Annotated in this window: 1 protein-coding gene; it reads right to left on the bottom strand. The window is 76.9% G+C overall.

The genetic code is table 11. From position 1 onward, the window contains the following. Window positions 1-1,003 (bottom strand): FAD-binding oxidoreductase (locus AC5LSR_RS16670; protein ID WP_493468665.1); only part of this gene is annotated, 1,003 nt, incomplete at its 3' end. Between the last annotated feature and the right edge of the window lie 66 nt (window positions 1,004-1,069).

Below are 1,069 nucleotides of genomic sequence, written 5' to 3'. Positions count from 1 at the left end.
GCCCGCCCGTCCCGGCACCACCGAGGCCACCGAGGCCACCGAGGCGCCCGGGACCTCCGGCACCGCCGCCGGTGACGCCCCGGCCCGCGATGTTCCTGCCGGGGATGCCGCCGGCGGTGACGCCGCCTCCCGCGTAGACGCCGGTCTCGTCCGCGATCTCGACCAGCAGGTAGGCCGGGTGCTGGCCCCGCAGCGGCCGGGACAGGTGGCAGGCGCGGATCACCAGCTCCAGGCCGGGGGAGAGCATCAGCTCGGCGGCCGCGAGCGCGGGCAGGCCGTTGCGCAGCAGGGATGCCGCGGTCACGGCCTGCTCCACCGAGGCGAAGCCGAGCAGCCCGACCGCCCGCGCCCGGGTGGCCGGTACCAGCCGGACCCGCACCGCCGTGACCACGCCGAGCGTCCCTTCGCTGCCCGCGAGCAGGGACGGCAGGTGGTAGCCGGTGTTGTCCCTGGGCAGGCCGGTGAGGTGGGAGACGATGCTGCCGTCACCCAGGACGGCCTCCACGCCGAGCAGCTGGGCCCTGGTGTCCCCGTGGCGCAGGACGCGCAGGCCGCCGGCGTTCGTCGCGACGGTGCCGCCGACCGTGGCGCTGTCCCGGCTGGCGAGGTCCACGCCGTAGGCGAGGCCGGCGGCGGACGCCGCCCGGTGCAGGCTGCTGACCAGCACCCCCGCACCGGCGGTGGCCTGCGCGGCCGCCGTGTCGACGGACAGGGTGCCGGTGAGCCCGCGCAGGCTCAGCACGATCTCCCCACGGGTGGGGACCCCGCCGCCGACGAGCCCGGTGTTGCCGCCCTGGGGCACCAGCGGGGCCCCGTACCGGGCGCAGGTCTCGACGACCGCGGCCACGCCGGCGGTGTTCGTCGGGCGGACGACGGCGGCCGTCCGCCCGACGAAGCGCCCGGTCCAGTCTCCGACGTAGCCGGCGACGATGTCGGGGTCGGTCAGCACGCGCGTGTCGCCGATCGCATCACGCAGTGTTTCCAGTACGGGGTCTCGGGCCATGGCGCAGGCTCTTCCTCGTGATCTCTTCGTCGTAGCCGGCCCGGCGGCGGGACGGGCCGGTGGGCC

It is taken from the genome of Protofrankia sp. CiP1_Cm_nod4 (assembly GCF_982290645.1).
This window is presented reverse-complemented; position numbering and strand designations above follow the sequence as displayed.